The following is an 18,643-nucleotide window of genomic DNA, read 5'->3' as shown; positions in this document are numbered from 1 at the left end:
TCCCGGCATTTCCAGCCCAACACGAAAATATCCTTTGGAGCAAAGACACATGAAATCCCATACCCAGGTCGTCGTGATTGGTGGCGGTGTTGTTGGCTGCAGCGTGCTTTATCACCTCACCAAACTTGGCTGGAAAGACGTGGTTCTGGTCGAGCGCAGCGAACTGACCTCCGGCTCCTCCTGGCATGCGGCCGGCGGGTTTCACACCCTCAATGGCGATCCGAACGTCTCGCAGCTCCAGAGCTACACGGTCGATCTCTACAAGGAACTGGAGGAAATCTCCGGTCAATCTTGCAGCTTGCATCTGACCGGCGGCGTCATGCTGGCGGACACGCCCGAACGGATGGATTTTCTGCGCCTTGCCCAAGCCAAGGGCCGCTATCTCGGCATGGATCTGGAACTGATTTCCGTGGCAGAAGCCAAGAAAATGTTCCCGATCCTGGATGAAAAATACTTCATCGGTGCGCTCTGGGATCCGATCGAAGGTCATCTCGACCCCTCAGGCACGACGCATGCCTATGCTAAGGCCGCACGGATCAACGGCGCGGAAATCTATCGGCACACCAAGGTCGAGGAGCTTGTCCAAACCCCGGATGGCACCTGGGATGTGATCACCAATAAGGGCACCATCCACGCAGAACATGTCGTCAACGCAGGTGGGCTCTGGGCCCGCGAATGCGGCCGTATGGCGGGGTTGGAACTTCCCGTTCTGGCCATGGAGCACATGTATCTCTTAACCGACGAAATGCCGGAAGTGGTCGCCCACAATGAGGCAACAGGCAAGGAACTGATCGGCATTCTCGATTTTGGCGGTGAAATCTATACCCGCCAGGAAGGCAAGGGCATGCTGCTCGGCACATACGAGCAGAACTGCCGCCCTTGGAGCCCGAGAGAAACGCCCTGGGATTTCGGCCACGAACTTCTGGCACCCGATCTTGACCGGATATCCCCGGAGCTGGAAGTTGGTTTTGAGCATTTCCCGGCCCTGCAAAACGCCGGCATCAAGCAGATCATCAACGGCCCGTTCACCTTTGCCCCGGACGGCAATCCGCTGGTTGGCCCGGTCAAGGGGCTCAAAAATTACTGGGTGGCCTGCGGGGTCATGGCCGGTTTCAGCCAGGGCGGCGGTGTCGGCCTGACGCTTGCCAACTGGATGATCGACGGCGACCCGGGCTACGATATTTGGGGCATGGATGTCGCCCGGTATGGGGATTGGGCTACCCTCGCCTACACCAACAAGAAGGTTCAGGAGAACTACAGCCGCCGGTTCCGCATCCGTTTCCCCAACGAAGAACTGCCCGCCGGGCGCCCGCATCAGACAACGCCGCTCTATGACAAGATGCTCGGTCAGGGCGCGGTCATGGGCGACAGCTGGGGTCTTGAAACACCGCTCTGGTTTGCCCCGGAAGGCGAAAAGGCTGAAGACATTGTCTCCTTCCGCCGGTCAAACGACTTTGACGCCATTGGCGCGGAATGCCGGGCGGTGCGGGAACGTGTTGGGATCACCGAGATCGCCAATTTCGCGAAATACGAGATCACCGGCTCTGGGGCGGATAACTTTCTGTCAAAGCTGATGACCAACACCATGCCCAAGATCGGACGTCTGATCCTGACCCCGATGTTGAATGAAAACGGCAAACTGATCGGCGACTTCACCATCGCTCGGGTGAGCAAAGACCATTTTTACATGTTCGGTTCGTCCCAAGCCGAGGTCTATCACATGCGCTGGTTCGAACAGCATCTGCCGGATGACGGCAGCGTGGCGATCCGGGCGATCAACTTGGGCTGGGTCGGTCTGTCGATCGCCGGTCCCAAATCCCGGGATGTCCTGGCCAAGGTTGTTGGCGAGGATGTCTCCAATGCTGCCTTCCGCTTCATGGATTTCCGGGAAATGGATGTTGCCAATGCCCCCTGCAAGGTCAACCGGATCAGCTACACCGGAGATCTCGGATATGAAATCTGGATGGCACCGGAATACGAACGCCAAGTCTATATGGCTTTAAAGGACGTCGGTGCCGAATTCGGCATCAAAGATTTTGGTATGCGAGCTCTTCTTTGCCTGCGGCTGGAGAAAAACTTTGGCACCTGGTTCCGAGAGTTCCGTCCGGTCTATGGCGCCTTTGAAGCAGACCTCGGCCGGTTTGTGAAACTCGACAAGCCCGAGTTTATCGGCAAGGCCGCCGCTCAGAAGGAATTTGAGGAAGGGCCAAAACGCAAACGCGTCGCCTTTGACGTGGACGCTGGTGATGCGGATGTCATGGGCGATGAACCGATCTGGCACCAGGACAAGGTGATCGGCTGGATCACATCTGGCGGGTATGCCCATCACGTCCAGAAATCATTGGCGCAAGGTTATGTGCCTGCCGAGCTGGCCGAGAACACCGATGGCGGTGCATTCGAAATTGAAATCCTCGGCGAACGCCGCAAAGCAACGATCCTCCTGGACCCGCCGTTCGACCCAAAAGCGGAACGCATGCGGATGTAGGCATGAAAACGGGCGCCTTACGGCGCCCGGTTAGATCTGGAGATCGTTACTTCAGGCGAACAATCTTGGCGCCCAGACCACGCACATAGTCGTCCTGGGACATGACCACAACATTCGTTTCGTTCACTTCAGTGTGGCGCAATTGGACCGGGGTTTTGCCGCCCGGATTGACCACCACTTTGCGGGTCGGCGGCAGGCCGCGGAAAACAAGTACACCAGCTTCCTTGGTCACAATGGCCCCATAAGGCTCATCATGGAGGATACGTGTGGTGTCGCCTGCCAGCGCAGTGCCGGAGGCCGTGATTAATACAGACGCAATCAAAGCCTTCGCTGTGGTTTTCATAGGTCGCCTCGTCGCTTCGCGGAATTTTGCATTCCGCAAGAGAGTAACCCTTTGTTAACTATGAAGCGACGGATATTTACGATCTGTTAACTTTATGGTTAATGCCCTAAATCAAAGCCTCATGCGGTCCCGAGCGCGATCTCTTTGAAACACTCCTCGACATGCTGGGCAAACGCATGTGTCGCCTGCCCGGCCCGGGACCGTTCCTTCATGACGATGTGATAGTCGCCGATCGTCGGCAGGCCATGCCGGTCATCCAGGATCTGCAGTGGCGGCTCGACGACGCTCGCCGGAAATGGAGCAACGGCAAGATCGGCCAGAAGTGCTGCTTCCTGACCAGCACTGTGAAAACTGGTATAGGAAATCCGGTAAGGTTTTTGGGCCGCATCAAGAGCGTTGCGCGCTGCGCGCCGCCAGGGACAGCCGGGCGTAGAGACAGCCAGCGGCAGCGGATCGCGCTCATAGGCGATGCCACCTTCAATCCCAACCCAGGCCAATGGTTCAGAAAAAACGATATCTGTCGCTGACGGTAAAGGCGCTCCAGGTCTCACCGTGGATAATACGAGGTCGAGTTCGCCCTTGCGGACTTTCTCGTCCAGCGTCGAACTACCATCCAAGTGCACATCGACGTTGACGCCTGGATGGGAGCGGGCAAACCTGGACAGGATGTTGGGCAGAAATCGCGTACCAAAATCGGCGGGCGCACCGAACCGGACTTCCCCCTCAACAGAGGGAGCAACAAACAGACTCACGGCCTCTTCATTCAACATCAAGATACGCCGCGCATATCCAAGGAGAGCTTCGCCTTCAGGAGTTATGCGCACTGTGCGACCCTCCCTTGCAAATACCGCAACCCCCAACAAAGTTTCCAGTTTCTTGATCTGCATGGAAACCGCTGAAGGTGTTCGCCCAATGAGATCTGAAGCTTTTGAAAAACTTGACGTTTCGGCGATCACAAGGAACGTGCGGTAAAGTTCCATATCGATCAGCTCGGTACCCGTACCCGGCAGTTTTTCCATGGATAGATCCTGACGTTTTGTCAGTTCAATTTTTTTGAACGATACGATGAATACTATTCGATTGATTGAATCGCAAGATGTGCCCATATAGCAGTCAAGCGGCCCGTCAATTAGGCAGCGGACCGCCCTTTCAACTTTAACACTGCGAACCTATTCAGGATTGGGATTACCATGACCTATCTTGCACAAGCACTCGGCACCAACCTCATGGGTGTTGTCTCCGTACGCTCCGCTGCTGAACTCGCCCGCATGAATCATAATCTGCGTTTGAGCGAAGCTGAAAAAGCACGCAAAACCGGCCGTTAATCGGCGAAAAGGACGGCGTTAAGCGAGCACCGGATATCCGGCAGCTGCCGCTTGCGTCTCCATCTCCAGAATGACCGTATAGTCTTCTGGAACCAGTTTCGAAAAGCCGCGAATGCACAGCCGTTCGCGGCTTTTTGCTGTCTCAGCTTTGGCAAAGACGCTGCTTATAGCTTCGGCTATTTTTTGCCTCTCCACCGGGCTGAATTGGACTGACGTAATGTACGGCAATCCCGGGGCTTGAGCGGTTTGTGTGAGCGCCCGCAGACCGCTGACCAGTTGAGGTTTTTCGCGCCCTGCAAGCGCCCAGCAAACAGCGTCGATGGCGGCAACATCTGCCCGCCCTTCAGCGACTGCTGCCATGGAGGCCAAGTGACCGCCGCTTTCCGCCACGGACTTAAAAAAGGGCCTTCCGTTAGCCAGCAGAGCCAGAGCATGACGCAAAGCATTCATGCCGGATTGGCTGTCAGGTCCGTTAAAGGCAGCCCGGCTCCCCTTTAGATCCGCCAAGGTCCGAAACGGACTGCTCGCAGCGACAATGATCTGGCTGCAATAAGCGGGGCCAGAACAGCCAACCGCCTCATGTTCCGGCGCGCCAATGAGGGACACCTTCCCCTTCAGATCATGGGTGAAGGGATAGCCGCAGGTCTGTGCAAGCAAAAGACCCGGGTCTTTCCAAAGATCGTAAAGATCAATGTCCGGCTCCCACGGCTGCAGCGTAGAAGGAGCAATAGCAAGTGCGTGGCAAATCTCATCTGTCAGTGCTGCTTCCAAAACACGCGTTTCATCTGCCACCTCTGGCCAGTCATACATGGGCAGACGAACAGGGCGGAACTCCGCAACCGTCATGAAGCCGACCGCGCGGCGTCTGTGACTTCGCGTCTTACCAGCGGATGCGGCACCGGTTCTTTGGACTTAAACAGATAAATCTTTGCCATCTCCAAATAGCTCTTGAACACATAACCCTGATTGCGCGCCTGCCATTCCTCCCGTGCGGACCTGTAAAGGCCCGGGAGAGCATACCACGGCGCGCGCGGGAACGAATGATGTACGATGTGGAGATTGTTGTTCAAAAACAGCAAGGAAAAGATCGGGCAGAACTCGACGATGACAGACCGCGCTTCGGTGTCTTCGTGGGCCCGGTGTTCGGCGTAGGTGCGCAGCATCAACAGGCTCATGCCTGGGTAAGCTACTCCAAGACCATAAAGCCAAAGCGGCATTCCACCCACAAGCGTCACGAACAGAACAACCGGCACCAGCCCCAAGATATGATGGCCCCACGCCCGGCGCACCGATTTATCGCCAGATTTCAGCAGCCGGAGTTCGGAGCCATAAAACCCGATCAGCGAGACCGCCGGGCCGATCAGCAATCTTCCAGCAAGGGTGTTGTTGAGAGTTAGAACCGCCTGAATTGCCTTTGGCAGCTTCTGCCAGTCCCCCCACGCGAGATAGAAGGCCTCTGGATCATCATAAGGGTCCGTCAGGCGGTCATCATTGTGGTGGCGCAGATGCAGTGCTTTGAAGCGCTGGTAGGGAATAAACAAACCGAAGCTGCAGTACACCAGCGCCTCGTTCAATTTGGCGCTTTTGGTTGGGTGACCATGCAAAACTTCATGCTGCAAGGAAGACTGAAGTGTGACCAAAACCGCTGCCAGCGGGCAGACAATCCATCCACCCCAATCAGAATAAAACCAAATCACTCCAGCCCAAGCCATCGCAGAAGCCAACAATAGGCCCAGCGTTGGCCACTCGTACGATTTCCCAAGCGGCACACCAATCTCCAAGTTATTGAAAAGTCGGCAAAACCGACAACACTTGAAAAATCATGCAAATACCGCGTGGAACGTTCAACGGGAGACTTGGGAACAGATTCTACAAACCTTGAGAATTCCCATAGTTCGGTGATTTTTTTAAACAATGCAGGAAAAATTTATCAATTTGACGAATTGAACAACGATCCTGTGACCAATTCTGAACATAGTCCGGCGGATTTTCCACTGGACAAACCTGCGGGTTGCTCGTGATCTTGTCGGACCCTTTTCTGGAGACTCATATGATCGCGCCAACCAACCCGTCTGGTCCCACTGACCTGCACTTCGACGCCGTAATCATCGGAGCTGGCGTAATTGGCTGCGCGATCGCGTTTAATCTCGCCAGAAAGGGATACCGGACCCTGAATATCGATATGCTGCCCGCAGCTGGGTATGGCTCGACGTCGAGTTCGGCCGCCGTCGTCCGCACTTATTATTCAACCCTCGACGGCTCTGCCATGGCCTTTGAGGGCTACCATGAATGGAGAAACTGGTCCGAATACCTCGGCTGCGAAGACAACCCAGACCTCGCCCGCTTTATCGAAACCGGCACGCTGGTGATGAAGACCGCGGCCAATGGATATTTGGAGAAAGTTCTGAAAAGTGCTGAGCGGCTCGGCATCAGCCATGAACATTGGTCTGCAGATCAAATCCGGCAGGCCATGCCCGGCTACAATCTGAACTGTTATGCGCCAGCGAAAAAGATGGACGATGAAGCCTTTGGTGAAACTTCTGGCGGCGAAATCTCCGGCGGGGTCTACTTTCCCCAAGGCGGTTATGTCGATGATCCACAGCTGGCGGCCCGCAACCTCAAAACCGCAACCGAAGCCCGTGGCGGCACGTTCTTGTTCAAGAGAAAAGTGACCAGCATCTCCGTGGCGGAAAACCGGATCACCGGCGTTGATCTGGACGACGGGCGGACCATTGCCGCCCCAATTGTCATAAATGCTGCCGGCCCGCATTCCGGCAAGGTCAATGCCTTATTGCAGGGCGACCCGGGCATGAACATCCGGACACGCCCGCTGCGCCAGGAAGTTGTTCAAATCACGCCGCCTGACACCCTCGGATACTCAAGAGAAGGCTTGATCGTATCGGACAACGACATCGCTTGTTACATCAAACCTGGCAGTGGCGGCCAATTGATGATCGGCAGCGAAAACCCTCCTTGCGACCCTCCGCAGGACGTTGATCCAGATGACTTTTCGCGCGATTTGAGCGACCGGGCCCTCACCTATGCCTATCGGTATTCCCAGCGTTTGCCTGAACTGGGTGTGTCCCAGCATCCCGTCGGCGTCGCGGATCTTTATGATGCCACCGACGATTGGTTGCCGATTTACGACTGCAGCGATGTGTCTGGTTATTATCTGGCAATCGGAACCAGCGGCAATCAGTTCAAAAACGCACCCGTCGCCGGCCGGTTGATGGCCGAGCTAATCGCCTATTGCGAGGAGGGCGGCGCGCAGGACAAGGAGCCGCTGCAATTCAGGCTGGCGCACGTCGATCATACGATCAACACAGCGACCTTCTCCAGAAAGCGTAGCATCAATCAGGACAGTTCGTTTTCGGTTCTTGGGTAGCAGAATAAGGTCTGTCTTCCCCTTGGCGCTTGGTGGCAAATCAGGTTAAGGAGGCAACTCCCTTTGAAAACCTCGGAGCACCCACTTGGCCTGGTCGCCGCAACAAGACACTGCTCTTCAGGAAACTGCTGCCTGGCTGAAACGCGGAGACCGCCAGGTGTTCCGTTTGTTTGGCTATGCCGGCACCGGTAAGACCACGCTCGCCCGGCACCTGGCTGCGGACATTGACGGCGATGTCTGTTTTGGCGCCTTTACCGGCAAGGCCGCGCATGTGTTGCGCCAAAAAGGGTGTGAAGATGCCGGCACCATTCACTCACTTATTTACCGTCCACGCTCGGCCAAAGAAGAAGACCTAACTGACGATGATGAGGAGGACGCTGGTCCGCAGTTCGCCATCAAACGGGACAGTGCGGCAGCAACAGCCCGGCTGATTGTCATCGACGAGTGTTCCATGGTGGATGAGGAACTTGGCCGGGACCTTCTGTCCTTCGGCACTCCGGTACTGGTGCTGGGGGATCCGGCACAGCTGCCACCGGTCAAAGGCGGAGGTTTTTTCACCGAAGCCGAACCCGACATCATGCTGACCGAGGTCCACCGCCAAGCCCAGGACAATCCGATTGTACGCATGTCCATGACCATCCGCGAAGGCGGTTCCCTGGACTATGGGGAGTTTGGCGAGAGCAAAGTGATCAACCGGCGTCAGATCGACAAGGATCAAATCCTAGCGGCAGACCAAGTTTTGGTTGGCACCAACAAGACGCGCCGGCTTTACAACAGCCGGATCCGGGAACTGAAAGACTTCACTACCCCCATGCCGGCGGTTGGCGACAAGCTGGTTTGCCTGCGCAATGACAAGAGCAAAGCCTTGTTGAACGGCGGTTTGTGGACAGTGAAACGCCTGCGCCAGCCGCGCGGCAACACATTGCGTTTTGATGTTGTTTCAGAGGACGAACTGATCAAGACCGCGGTCAAGGTCAAAGTGCTTCCGGCAATGTTTGAAGACGGTGCAGAGAGCATTCCCTATGCCATCAGGCGCAAGGCCGACGAATTCGACTACGGCTACGCTCTGACGGTCCACAAAGCCCAGGGGTCTCAGTGGGACGATGTTGTTCTGTTCGATGAAAGTTGGGCATTCCGCGAACATCGGGACCGCTGGCTTTATACAGCAGTGACCCGTGCCGCAGAAAAGATCACTGTCGTAAGGTGAACTCGGGAAGGTCGTCGAAATCGAAAGGCGTTTCGCTCGGCAGCGCCTTCAAAGCTGTTTCGACAAATTGATCGATCTGCCCTTTGCCGCCCCCCGTGCGGGCTAGAATGGACACTGCCCCGAGCTGGCCGTCGACATAAGTTGCAAGAGCATCGATATCCACATCGTCCGAAAGCTCACCGGCATCAACCGCTTTAAGGAGCCGCGTTCTGATGCCGCCATACCGTGTCTGCGCCAGATCGGACAAAAGGACCTTATGCTTTTCGGTACCGTATGCGTTCTCAACCTGGGCATTGAACAGGAAACAGCCCAATGGTGTGGATTTGTCTGCGGCCAGATAGCCAACAGTCTGTATCAGATTGCGGACATCCACGAGATAGTGTTTTTCAGCACGCATTAGTGGACCGAAAACAAGATCCCCGTAACAATCGAAATAATGCAGGAGCGATTTCTCAAACATCGCCTCTTTGTCGCCGAAGGCGGCATATAAGCTAGGTTTGGCCATTCCAGAGGCTTCGACCAGATCATTCATGGATGTGGCTTTAAATCCATTCTGCCAGAAGGCGCACATAATGCCGTGAAGGGCGTCTTCTTTTTCCGTCTTACGGGGCCGGCCTCGTGTCACGATCCAGTCTCCTCTGTTTTTGGTACCGCGCAAACCGGTATTAAACCATCAGCAACCGAATGCCCATGCCGCTTACTTAAAAAGCGAATTGTCTCATCGGCACGCTTTAGTAGGATGCGATTCCAGAACTAACCCAGTGAATGTTACCAATCGAACGGATTTCCAGAATACGTATAAATGTGCAATTCGTTCGAATTAGGACCGCCATCAGACCTGATCGGAAGTATTTTCCACTGAATGGACTACGCTTCGGTTAAGAGCGGTCGCTAATTCGGCTTGAATTTGCTGGTGGATGAGGCTCCGAGATGGCTTTAACGCCAAGCCCGTCCGAATTATCGTCCCGGTTTGTTTTTCTGCCGTGAAAGTGAAAATCCCAAATGGCAACAGTCACACCTTCGGATTCAGGCTCCACAAAATCAGCGCAGTCCCTTTCTGCTGAAACCGCTCTGCGCATTGCGCACCGGATCGCAAATGAAATCGGCTGTAAGGCCGGCCAGGTGAACACCACCGTTCAACTGCTCGACGAAGGTTCGACTGTTCCTTTTATCGCCCGCTACCGAAAGGAAGCCACAGGCGGCCTGGACGATAGCCAGCTACGCAAATTGGAAGAGCGACTCATCTACCTGCGAGAGCTGGAGGACCGCCGAGCCGCCATCACAAAATCAATCGACGAGCAGGGCAAACTGACCGATGCCTTGACTGCGAGCATTCAAACCGCCGAAACCAAATCGCAACTCGAAGACATCTATCTGCCGTTCAAGAAGAAACGGCGCACTAAAGCCCAGATTGCTCGGGAAGCCGGCCTGGAACCACTCGCCGATATGCTGCTTGACGATGCCACCAAGGCTCCGGAAACCGAAGCGGCGGCGTTTATCGACGAAGGCAAGGGCGTGGCCGACACCAAAGCGGCTCTTGATGGCGCCCGCCAAATTCTGATGGAGCGTTTCGCGGAGAACGCTGAACTCGTCGGCCGTCTGCGCCGCTATGTTGAAGAACGCGGCGTTGTGCAATCCAAATTGATCGACGGCATGGCGGACAAAGGCGCCAAGTTTGCCGATTATTTCGAATATTCGGAAAGCTGGGCAAAAATCCCGAGCCACCGGGCACTTGCGCTTTTCCGCGGCCGCAACGAAGGTATCCTGTCTGTCGATCTTACGGTCGACGCCGACGATCCGGCACCAGTTCTCCCAGCTGTTAAAATGGTCGCTGACACCTACGGCATCGCCGATCGTGGCCGCCCGGCAGACAAGTGGCTAATGGATGTGGCCCGCTTTGCCTGGAAAGTGAAGCTCGCACTGCATCTGGAACTCGATCTGATGGGTGTCCTGCGCGACAAGGCGGAAGAAGAAGCGATCCAGGTCTTTGCCAGGAACCTCAAAGACTTGTTGCTTGCAGCGCCCGCCGGGTCCAAAGCAACGCTCGGTCTCGATCCAGGTATCAGGACCGGCGTCAAAGTCGCTGTTGTCGACAACACCGGCAAATTGATCGACACCGCAACGATCTATCCGTTCCAGCCGCGCAATGATGTTACGGGTTCCCGGGCAACCTTGCTGGCGCTGATTGCCAAACACAAAGTTGGCCTGATCGCGATCGGCAACGGCACCGCTAGCCGCGAAACCGACAAGCTGACCGGCGATGTTCTGACCGACATTCCGAGCGCCCAGCGGCCGGTCAAAGTGATCGTCAACGAGGCCGGCGCCTCTGTTTATTCCGCGTCTGAACTGGCTGCCAAGGAAATGCCGGATGTCGATGTGTCCTTGCGCGGCGCTGCGTCCATCGCCCGCCGCCTGCAGGACCCGCTTGCCGAGCTGGTCAAGATCGAACCGAAGTCCATCGGCGTTGGCCAATATCAGCACGACGTCAATCAGACCAAGCTCGCACGGGCATTGGATGCTGTTGTCGAAGACGCAGTGAATGCTGTTGGCGTTGATCTCAACACCGCCTCTCCGGCCCTCTTGTCACGTATTTCTGGTCTGTCCGGCAGCCTTGCGAAAGCCGTGGTCGAACACCGGGATGCGATTGGCCGGTTCGACAAACGCTCTCAGCTGAAAGACGTGCCGCGCCTCGGAGCAAAAGCGTTTGAACTCTGCGCTGGTTTCTTGCGCATCACCGAGGGAGCGGAACCACTGGACGCCTCTTCCGTGCACCCGGAGGCCTATCCTCTGGCCAAACGCATCGTCAAAGCTTGCGGCCGGGATGTGCGCCAGCTGATGGGCGACAACAGTGTCTTAAAAAACTTAGAACCGTCCGACTTCACCGATGAGAAATTCGGCCTGCCGACGGTGAAGGACATCTTGTCGGAACTGGAAAAACCGGGCCGGGATCCACGCCCGGAATTCAAGACAGCTGCCCTGCAAGACGGCGTTGAGGAGATCTCCGACTTGAAGCCGGGCATGAAGCTGGAAGGCACGGTCACCAACGTCACCAACTTCGGCGCCTTCGTTGATGTCGGCGTTCACCAGGACGGGCTTGTCCATGTCTCGCAGCTGGCCGACCGGTTCGTCGACGATCCGCACAAGGTCGTTAAAGCCGGAGACATCGTCAAAGTCACCATTTTGGAGGTCGATATTCCGCGCAAGCGCATCTCCATGACCATGAAATCCCAGGCCGATTATCAGGGTCAGCGCGAACGCAGCGGACAAAACCGTTCAGGAGCCGGCGGACGGGGCCCCTCAAGTCCCGGCGGCAACCGCGGCCCGGGCGGAGCCCCGCGCGGCACCAAGGGCAGTGCGCCAAAACAGTCAGGCAATGACAGCGGCAACAACGCTATGGCCGCAGCCCTAGCAGCCGCCATGAACAAGAAAAAGAGATAGGCCTAGGGTCAGGACCTATTAATTTGGTTGAAATGGTAGGAAGGAATTTGTTCGGATACGAGACGCAAATCTGCAGGAAACCGTCCGGTTTCCAAAGGGTTGCAACGACGTTGCCGGGCAAATTCATCCTATCTTGAAAAGACGCGAAAACGGCTTCGATCTGCGGCGTCAAACCGTTCAACCGGGCAGAAGCCCGCTTTTCACGTTTTTCCTTGCAGCTCATCGCCGTTTGCCGTGCCATTCCAAACAAATTAATGGGTCCTAACCCTAGATCGCCGGACACGATGTCCGGCGATTTTCTTCGCTTGGTAAGGGCCTGAAAACTGGCCAACCCTTCGAAATCGCAGTAGCATTTTGGCAGTCCCAAGCTCAAGACTGTCCAAATGCCTGACACAGAGACATCGCAACCCGCAAAGCAGCAGGAAATAGACCCGGCCGCCTTCGGTGCGTTGGCGCATCTCTATCGCGCCGAAGTCTTCCGCAGTACTCATTGGCGCACTCGGCTCGACAACACCACCAATTGGGCGGTGGTGACCACTGGCATTGCGTTGTCTGCCACATTTTCCAACATTGCGGCGTCTCCATTGCCAATGGTCCTGGTGGGTCTTTTGGTGACGGTGTTTTTGATCTTTGAGGCGCGCCGGTACCGGTACTACAATCTATTTCGCGCGCGGGCCCGTTTGCTGGAAATCGATCTTTATGCACCTTTGCTGCGCGGCGAGGGTGTCAAATGGAACGGTGCTTGGGGCGAGATGCTCGGCGAGGATTATGAAACGCCGCATTACCACATCAGCTTCATACGCGCGGCCGGCCGCCGGCTGCGCAGCAACTATTCCTGGATCTTGGCCATTCAAGCCGTTGCCTACTATGGCAAGGTTGCCATTCATCCAGTCCCGCTGACCGATTTGACCGAAGCCTTTGCCCGCGCAGCAATTGGTCCAATACCGGGCTGGATCGTGATGTTGGCAGGGGTGATTTTCCATACAGGATGGATTGTTTTTGCAATCGTCACCTGGCGGCTTGATCAGCTCTACCGCGAACGCCGGAAATCTCCGATGGAACATATGTAACAGTTTTCGAACAGACGCTTATGTGATATCCGTCTTCGCCTGACTTGGAGATTTTATGTCCTGATTGAACGGGTGCCAAAGGGACCCGCTGCACGGCGCCGCTCGAGTTCTCAAGCCGCGTTTGCCAACCAAATCAAAACTTTTGGCCTGGCTGATTTCAGCCGGAACAGGACAACTTTATCCAAATGATCCGAACTTGTGAAACAGCGGATACGGACCGTATCCTTGAGATCTGGCGCAAAGCCAGTGACCTTGCCCACCCGTTCTTGAGCCCGTCATTTCTTGCTGAGGCGGAAGAAAAAATCCGTTCTCTCTATCTGCCAATATCGGAAACACACGTCTTTGCCCAAGACCAAAAACTGCTCGGTTTTATCGGCCTACTGGACGGTCACATCGGAGGTCTGTTCGTCGATCCCGATTATCATGGCCACGGCATCGGACGTGCCTTGGTCGATTACGCGAAGTCCCAAAAAGGCAGCTTGACCGTCGAGGTCTTCAAGGAGAATTCGATTGGACGCAGGTTCTACAAAGCCTATGGGTTTCAAGAGACCGACGAATACATCGACGAAGACACTCAGCAGCCGCTGATAAAAATGACGCTGTAGCAAAGTGAAGCGGTGGTCAAACAAAGACCACCGCTTTCTCGCCTAAAACCGGTCGGCGCGGAACGGTTCCGGGTCAACCGTTGGGGCTTTGCCATCAATCATATCGGTGATCATTTCTCCGGTCACCGCCGCTTCCGTCAGCCCGTGGTGCGCATGGCCAAAGGCATAATAAATCCCGTAGCCGCTAGAGGCTGGACCAATCACCGGCAAGCTGTCCGGGATGGAGGGCCTGTACCCCATCCAGCGTTTGCCACCGTCTGTTTGCAGATCCGGGAAAAACCGCCGGGCCTTGGTCACCATGGCATCCACCCGCTTCCAGTTTTCCGGCAGATCCAGACCACCAAATTCAACAGCCCCGCCAACGCGCAAGCCAATGGAAAGCGGAGATACAACAAATCCGTGACCGGGTAGGAGGATAAAGCGGTTCACTGTCACGCCCGGCTCTGGAATGGTGATGTTGTAGCCGCGTTCCGTATCCAAAGGGATTTTGTCGCCCAACTGCGCTGCAAGTTTCTTCGACCAAGCCCCGCAGGCGATCACAAGTTTACCGGCAACTATGGTCCGCCCGTCTTTGAGTGTGAGTGCGGCCCCATCGTCTTGACGTTCAGCTTTGCTCACCTCGCCTATGTCGAATGTCACACCCTGGCCTTTGAGCCAATCAGCCAAGGAAAGACACAAGGCCTTCGGATCATCAACTTGTGCCCACTCAGGTGACAAAGCACCGCCGACGACTTTGTCAGATATCGACGGTTCCAGTTCCCGGATCGCCCGGACATCTAGCTCATCAATCTGAATGCCAAACCGGCGTTGTTCTTCCCAGCCTGGCCGGGCACCATCCAGAGAGGCCTGTGTATCAAAGAGTTCCAGACAGCCGTCCTTGCGCACCTGGTTGTGCGTGCCGGACACCCGCCACAGCCGCTCCCAGGACGGCCAGGCTTCGGCATTGAGCGCTGCCAGCGCTTTGGTGCTGCGTTCCATCTGCTTCGGGTTGGACGCCGCCAGGAACCGAAGCATCCAGGGCAGGATTTTGTGGGCATAGGCAGGCCGGACGGTGAGTGGCCCAAGCGGGTCCATCAGCCACTTGAAGGCCTGCTTCCACATTCCAGGAGCGGCCATTGGAGCAACATCGGTCCAGGCGATACCACCTGCGTTGCCCTGGCTAGCGCCCGCCGCCGGACCTTCCCTGTCCAGAATGGTCACCCGGTATCCGCGTTGCAGGAGATTCGCGGCGGTAGCCAGCCCGATAATGCCGGCTCCGACAACATAAACGTCAGGTTTGCTCATCCATCCCTTCAAGCAATCCTTGCCGTGTTTTGCAAGCGCAGAAGAGGATAACGAAAGCTGGTTTAGCCAGTTTTCTGAGTGTGGACCTTTTCGCCCTCGGGCACGGATTTTTCCGCCTGCAGCAACCAGGAAAACAGAGCCAGCGCCAAAGCCGCACCAATCAGCTGAGCGACGATGAACCCAGGCACATCGACCGGACGGATCCCGGCGAACGTATCCGTGAAGGCTCGAGAAATCGCCACAGCAGGATTGGCAAAAGAAGTCGAGGCGGTAAACCAATAGGCAGCAGTGATATAAAGACCGACCAGCCACGGCACAGCCTCGGCGCGGAACCTAATCCCGGCCAGAATACTGGCCAGAAGCCCGAAGGTCGCCACCACTTCCGCAACCCATTGGGAACTTCCTGTGCGCACCGTGGTGGAGGCCTGCCAGACAGGCAGCTCAAACATCACATGGGCAATCAGCGATCCACAGATCCCGCCGAGGATCTGAACTGCGATATAGGCAAGTGCGATGGGAACTGTCAGCTCCCGCTTCAGCCAGAAGACAAATGTCACGGCCGGATTGAAGTGGGCACCTGAGATCGGCCCCAGTAAGGTGATCAGAACCACCAGGATTGCGCCGGTCGGAATGGTATTTCCCAAAAGCGACACAGCAACATCGTCCGACAATTTGTCCGCCATGATCCCGGATCCAACTACGGTTCCAACGAGCATCGCAGTACCAAGCGCTTCAGCAACCAGGCGCCGGGAGAGAGTGAATTCAGACATTTTTTGAAGATCCTAGTCGTCGGCAGATGTGCCGATGGCTGACAGTTGAGCCTTGCCGTCAGCTGAAGAAAACACCGCATCGCCAAGTGCCAACATGGCACTGACACGGCGTTCCAGGCGTTCAAAAGCGAGATCAAAGGCGGCGCCACGTGTGGCATCATCGCCCTCAACGCCCGCCGGATCCGGGATACCCCAATGGACCACAAATGGATGACCCGGCCAGACTGGGCAGGCTTCGCCTGCCGCGCTGTCGCAAACCGTGATGATCAAATCCATCTTGGGTGCGTCTGGCCCTGCGAACTCTTCCCAGCTCTTGGACCGGAAACCATCCGTCGGCAGACCGCGCCCCTGAAGACAAGTAATTGCATCCGGATTGACCATGCCGCGCGGTGTCGACCCGGCTGAGAAGGTTTGAAATTTCCCCTCACCCAAATGGCGCAGGATCGCTTCGCCTAAAACCGAGCGTGCGGAGTTGGCCGTGCAGACAAACAAGGCATTACGCATGTTATTGAAGCCCCACCTCTTGCCGGATTCAGCACCGGCCTTTGTTGCGACAATCGCTGTCATCCAGAAAACTTATGATCGGAGCGCAGAGTTCCGGGTTTCCGCCGCAGCAATCCTGCAGCAGATAGGTCGTCAAGGCGCCCATGATGGAAAGATCGGCCCGGTAATGAATTGAGCGCCCATCCCGTTCAGCTCGCACGAGACCGGACCGGGAGAGGGCGCTCAAGTGGGTCGACAGGGTGTTTGGACGCACTTCTAGAGCATCTGATATGGCGCCAGCTGCCATGCCGTCTTTTCCCGCCTTCACCAGCAGGCGAAAGACGTCGAGGCGGGTTTCCTGGCCAAGTGCTGCCAGAGCTCTCAAGGCATCTTCTTTTTCCATATTTCGAGAATACCCGAAATAACGAATAAAGCAACAGCTATCTGACTGACCGCAAACTGAGTGCGAGAAATGAAACAAAGCCCCGGCTGGTCCTCCCCGAGGCAGTAAAGCGGAGAGCAGAGATCGGAGAATCCAGGCTTATCAGCCTTTATCTAATTGAAGTTGAAAGTCTTTTGGCCCCACGCCCCGACTCGCGCTACACCTGGCCGGGAGAACGATGAAAAGGCTAAAGTAATGTCATTAATCAAAAAGCTCCGGCGATTGCCGGAGCTTGATGGATCATATTATGTCAGGTTGGAACGTGTTCGTCGTACAGCGTCTTTCCAGCCAGCGAGAAGTTGTTCCCGCCGTTCCGGCTCCAAATGGGGCTCAAATCTTTTTTCAAGCTTCCATTTGGCGGAAAATTCTTTCTGCCCCGGCCAGACACCGGCCCTGCTCCCGGCGAGCCAAGCGGCACCCAGTGCCGTTGTTTCGGCAACGGTCGGTCGGTCGACAGGCGCACCTAGAATGTCCGACAAGAATTGCATAGTCCAATCGGACGCTGTCATGCCGCCGTCGACCCGCAAGACCGGAGATTTGGCATCCGGCCAATCCGATTGCATGGCGGACACAAGGTCGCAAGTCTGGTAGCCGACACTCTGCAGAACAGACCGGGCGATTTCCTTAGGGCCTGTATTCCGGGTCAAGCCGAACATGGCCCCGCGGGCATCCGCGTCCCAATAAGGCGCACCAAGCCCGACAAATGCCGGAACCAAATACACATCCTGATTGGGATCAGCCTGTTCCGCCAAGCCTTGCGTATCACCGGCGCTCTCAATGAGACCGAGGCCATCGCGCAACCATTGCACGGCAGCGCCAGCAATAAAGATCGAGCCTTCCAAGGCGTAAGTCGTCTCGCCATTCAGCCGGTAAGCAATAGTTGTCAGCATGCGGTTGCCTGACAGAACCGGGGTCGTGCCAGTGTTCATGATGGCAAAACATCCGGTGCCGTAGGTCGACTTGACCATACCTGGTTCAAAACACGCTTGACCCACGGTCGCCGCCTGCTGATCTCCAGCCACACCCAGAATCGGGAGCTCCCTGCCGAACAAATCTGCCTTGGCAACACCGAAGTCATCGGCGCTGTCTTTGACTTCCGGAAGCATACTGAGCGGGATATTCAGAACCTCACACAGCTCCGTGTCCCAGACGTTGTCATGGATGTTGTAGATCAGAGTGCGCGAGGCGTTGGTTGCATCGGTTGCATGAACTTCGCCTTCGGTCAAATGCCAGATCAGCCAGCTGTCTACGGTCCCAAACGCTAGCTCGCCGCGCTCTGCGCGCTCGCGCACACCGTCGACGTTGTCGAGGATCCAGGCGATCTTGGTGCCCGAAAAATAGGGATCTAGCAGTAGGCCCGTTTTGGCTGTGAACTTGGATTCCAGACCCTCGTTCCGCAACTTCGCACAGAAATCGGCTGTGCGGCGATCTTGCCAAACGATAGCGTTATAGACCGGCTCGCCTGTCTTGCGGTCCCAAACCAGCGTTGTTTCACGCTGGTTGGTAATTCCGATAGCCGCAACGTTCGCGCCCTTGTCCGGCGCCTTTTCCATCGCTTCGCGGCAGACGCGCAGGGTGCTGGTCCAGATATCAGATGGCGAATGCTCCACCCAACCCGATTTCGGGAAATGTTGCGGAAACTCCTGCTGGCCGACACTGACCGGCTGAAAATCCTCGCCAAAGACAATGGCACGGCTTGACGTAGTGCCTTGGTCAATCGCCAATACCGATCCGGCCATGGCGCTCCTCCCACATCATTTTTGTTTATTGTTCAAAAGAACCGCCGGCGGTTGCCGGCGGCTTAGA

At 56.2% G+C, this 18,643-nt stretch carries 17 protein-coding genes; 7 read left to right on the top strand and 10 right to left on the bottom strand.

The window, feature by feature from the left end; all coding sequences use genetic code 11:
- Positions 1-49 precede the first annotated feature (49 nt).
- Positions 50-2,485 (top strand): GcvT family protein, encoded by a 2,436-nt coding sequence (locus ACOOFE_RS02345; protein WP_420413470.1) that lies wholly within the window; start codon positions 50-52, stop codon positions 2,483-2,485.
- Between the two features lie 46 nt (positions 2,486-2,531).
- Here the strand turns inward: ACOOFE_RS02345 and ACOOFE_RS02340 are convergent, their stop codons facing one another.
- Both ACOOFE_RS02340 and ACOOFE_RS02335 read right to left on the bottom strand, forming a co-directional pair.
- Entirely contained in the window at positions 2,532-2,828 is a 297-nt protein-coding gene (locus ACOOFE_RS02340) for a hypothetical protein (protein ID WP_420413469.1), read from the bottom strand.
- 119 nt (positions 2,829-2,947) lie between these two features.
- The gene (locus ACOOFE_RS02335) at positions 2,948-3,847 is read right to left on the bottom strand and encodes a LysR family transcriptional regulator (RefSeq protein WP_420413468.1); all 900 of its coding nucleotides are present in this window, start codon (positions 3,845-3,847) and stop codon (positions 2,948-2,950) included.
- Positions 3,848-4,018: 171 nt separating this feature from the next.
- Between ACOOFE_RS02335 and ACOOFE_RS02330 the strand changes: the two genes are divergently transcribed.
- A complete protein-coding gene (locus tag ACOOFE_RS02330; protein WP_420413467.1) occupies positions 4,019-4,153 on the top strand; it encodes a hypothetical protein in 135 nt (44 codons plus the stop codon).
- A gap of 18 nt (positions 4,154-4,171) precedes the next feature.
- On the opposite strand, the gene ACOOFE_RS02325 is transcribed toward ACOOFE_RS02330, so the two are convergent.
- Together ACOOFE_RS02325 and ACOOFE_RS02320 are read right to left on the bottom strand one after the other, a co-directional pair.
- The gene (locus ACOOFE_RS02325) at positions 4,172-4,999 is read right to left on the bottom strand and encodes a phosphate/phosphite/phosphonate ABC transporter substrate-binding protein (RefSeq protein ID WP_420413466.1); all 828 of its coding nucleotides are present in this window, start codon (positions 4,997-4,999) and stop codon (positions 4,172-4,174) included.
- The gene (locus ACOOFE_RS02320; protein WP_420413465.1) at positions 4,996-5,922 is read right to left on the bottom strand and encodes a fatty acid desaturase; all 927 of its coding nucleotides are present in this window, start codon (positions 5,920-5,922) and stop codon (positions 4,996-4,998) included. The genes ACOOFE_RS02325 and ACOOFE_RS02320 overlap by 4 nt, the downstream gene beginning before the upstream one ends.
- Positions 5,923-6,203: 281 nt before the next feature.
- Here ACOOFE_RS02320 and ACOOFE_RS02315 point away from each other — a divergent pair, with 281 nt between their 5' ends.
- On the top strand, positions 6,204-7,538 hold the full coding sequence (locus ACOOFE_RS02315) for an NAD(P)/FAD-dependent oxidoreductase (protein ID WP_420413464.1): 1,335 nt from the start codon (positions 6,204-6,206) through the stop codon (positions 7,536-7,538).
- A gap of 85 nt (positions 7,539-7,623) precedes the next feature.
- A complete protein-coding gene (locus ACOOFE_RS02310) occupies positions 7,624-8,745 on the top strand; it encodes an ATP-dependent DNA helicase (protein ID WP_420413463.1) in 1,122 nt (373 codons plus the stop codon).
- Here the strand turns inward: ACOOFE_RS02310 and ACOOFE_RS02305 are convergent.
- Positions 8,729-9,370 carry a TetR/AcrR family transcriptional regulator gene (locus ACOOFE_RS02305; RefSeq protein ID WP_420413462.1) on the bottom strand — a complete coding sequence of 214 codons (642 nt, stop codon included), beginning with the start codon at positions 9,368-9,370 and terminating at the stop codon, positions 8,729-8,731. The two genes, ACOOFE_RS02310 and ACOOFE_RS02305, sit on opposite strands and share 17 nt — an antisense overlap.
- Before the next feature lie 377 nt (positions 9,371-9,747).
- On the opposite strand from ACOOFE_RS02305, the gene ACOOFE_RS02300 reads away from it, so the two are divergent.
- From ACOOFE_RS02300 to ACOOFE_RS02290, 3 genes are all read left to right on the top strand, one after another.
- Entirely contained in the window at positions 9,748-12,183 is a 2,436-nt protein-coding gene (locus ACOOFE_RS02300; protein WP_420413461.1) for a Tex family protein, read from the top strand.
- A 383-nt stretch (positions 12,184-12,566) separates the two neighbouring features.
- Positions 12,567-13,253, top strand: coding sequence for a DUF2270 domain-containing protein (locus ACOOFE_RS02295; protein WP_420413460.1), 687 nt, complete (start codon positions 12,567-12,569; stop codon positions 13,251-13,253).
- A gap of 185 nt (positions 13,254-13,438) precedes the next feature.
- A complete protein-coding gene (locus ACOOFE_RS02290) occupies positions 13,439-13,858 on the top strand; it encodes a GNAT family N-acetyltransferase (RefSeq protein WP_420413459.1) in 420 nt (139 codons plus the stop codon).
- Between the two features lie 42 nt (positions 13,859-13,900).
- On the opposite strand, the gene ACOOFE_RS02285 is transcribed toward ACOOFE_RS02290, so the two are convergent.
- From ACOOFE_RS02285 to glpK, 5 genes are all read right to left on the bottom strand, one after another.
- Entirely contained in the window at positions 13,901-15,142 is a 1,242-nt protein-coding gene (locus ACOOFE_RS02285; RefSeq protein ID WP_420413458.1) for an NAD(P)/FAD-dependent oxidoreductase, read from the bottom strand.
- Between the two features lie 62 nt (positions 15,143-15,204).
- Positions 15,205-15,912 (bottom strand): aquaporin, encoded by a 708-nt coding sequence (locus tag ACOOFE_RS02280; RefSeq protein WP_420413457.1) that lies wholly within the window; start codon positions 15,910-15,912, stop codon positions 15,205-15,207.
- 12 nt (positions 15,913-15,924) lie between these two features.
- Positions 15,925-16,416, bottom strand: coding sequence for an arsenate reductase ArsC (locus ACOOFE_RS02275; RefSeq protein ID WP_420415533.1), 492 nt, complete (start codon positions 16,414-16,416; stop codon positions 15,925-15,927).
- Between the two features lie 28 nt (positions 16,417-16,444).
- Complete coding sequence (locus tag ACOOFE_RS02270; protein ID WP_420413456.1) at positions 16,445-16,798, bottom strand: ArsR/SmtB family transcription factor; 354 nt, start codon at positions 16,796-16,798, stop codon at positions 16,445-16,447.
- Positions 16,799-17,082: 284 nt separating this feature from the next.
- Positions 17,083-18,576, bottom strand: coding sequence for a glycerol kinase GlpK (glpK, locus tag ACOOFE_RS02265; protein ID WP_420413455.1), 1,494 nt, complete (start codon positions 18,574-18,576; stop codon positions 17,083-17,085).
- Positions 18,577-18,643: the final 67 nt, after the last annotated feature.

The sequence above is a fragment of the Roseibium sp. genome, assembly GCF_965216085.1.
In the GTDB taxonomy this organism is placed as follows: domain Bacteria; phylum Pseudomonadota; class Alphaproteobacteria; order Rhizobiales; family Stappiaceae; genus Roseibium.
This window is presented reverse-complemented; position numbering and strand designations above follow the sequence as displayed.

Excerpts from the sequence above, each read along its gene's own strand:
- ACOOFE_RS02345 (WP_420413470.1), top strand. The coding sequence starts at position 50 with ATGAAATCCCATACCCAGGTCGTCGTGATTGGTGGCGGTGTTGTTGGC.
- ACOOFE_RS02340 (WP_420413469.1), bottom strand. The coding sequence starts at position 2,828 with ATGAAAACCACAGCGAAGGCTTTGATTGCGTCTGTATTAATCACGGCC.
- ACOOFE_RS02335 (WP_420413468.1), bottom strand. The coding sequence starts at position 3,847 with ATGGAAAAACTGCCGGGTACGGGTACCGAGCTGATCGATATGGAACTT.
- ACOOFE_RS02330 (WP_420413467.1), top strand. The coding sequence starts at position 4,019 with ATGACCTATCTTGCACAAGCACTCGGCACCAACCTCATGGGTGTTGTC.
- ACOOFE_RS02325 (WP_420413466.1), bottom strand. The coding sequence starts at position 4,999 with ATGACGGTTGCGGAGTTCCGCCCTGTTCGTCTGCCCATGTATGACTGG.
- ACOOFE_RS02315 (WP_420413464.1), top strand. The coding sequence starts at position 6,204 with ATGATCGCGCCAACCAACCCGTCTGGTCCCACTGACCTGCACTTCGAC.
- ACOOFE_RS02300 (WP_420413461.1), top strand. The coding sequence starts at position 9,748 with ATGGCAACAGTCACACCTTCGGATTCAGGCTCCACAAAATCAGCGCAG.
- ACOOFE_RS02295 (WP_420413460.1), top strand. The coding sequence starts at position 12,567 with ATGCCTGACACAGAGACATCGCAACCCGCAAAGCAGCAGGAAATAGAC.
- ACOOFE_RS02290 (WP_420413459.1), top strand. The coding sequence starts at position 13,439 with ATGATCCGAACTTGTGAAACAGCGGATACGGACCGTATCCTTGAGATC.
- ACOOFE_RS02285 (WP_420413458.1), bottom strand. The coding sequence starts at position 15,142 with ATGAGCAAACCTGACGTTTATGTTGTCGGAGCCGGCATTATCGGGCTG.
- ACOOFE_RS02280 (WP_420413457.1), bottom strand. The coding sequence starts at position 15,912 with ATGTCTGAATTCACTCTCTCCCGGCGCCTGGTTGCTGAAGCGCTTGGT.
- ACOOFE_RS02275 (WP_420415533.1), bottom strand. The coding sequence starts at position 16,416 with ATGCGTAATGCCTTGTTTGTCTGCACGGCCAACTCCGCACGCTCGGTT.
- ACOOFE_RS02270 (WP_420413456.1), bottom strand. The coding sequence starts at position 16,798 with ATGGAAAAAGAAGATGCCTTGAGAGCTCTGGCAGCACTTGGCCAGGAA.
- glpK (WP_420413455.1), bottom strand. The coding sequence starts at position 18,576 with ATGGCCGGATCGGTATTGGCGATTGACCAAGGCACTACGTCAAGCCGT.